The 223-nt window shown below is 54.7% G+C and carries 1 tRNA gene; it reads left to right on the forward strand.

From position 1 onward, the window contains the following. The first annotated feature begins 146 nt into the window (after nt 1-146). Nucleotides 147-223 (forward strand) — tRNA-Arg (locus tag SB765_RS34725).

A 223-nucleotide genomic window follows, 5' to 3' on the forward strand; every position in this document is an offset into this window, starting at 1 on the left:
TCATAGCTCAGCTGGATAGAGTACTCGGCTACGAACCGAGCGGTCGCAGGTTCGAATCCTGCTGAGTCCGCCACTTTCTTGAAGTGGCTCTGCTTGCACAGCTGCTTCAGTCAACCAGTGGTAACCTGGTCTAAAACTACCAACACGGACTCATAGCTCAGCTGGATAGAGTACTCGGCTACGAACCGAGCGGTCGCAGGTTCGAATCCTGCTGAGTCCGCCA

Source organism: Pseudomonas sp. SIMBA_067 (assembly GCF_046534675.1).
In the GTDB taxonomy this organism is placed as follows: Bacteria; Pseudomonadota; Gammaproteobacteria; order Pseudomonadales; family Pseudomonadaceae; genus Aquipseudomonas; species Aquipseudomonas putida.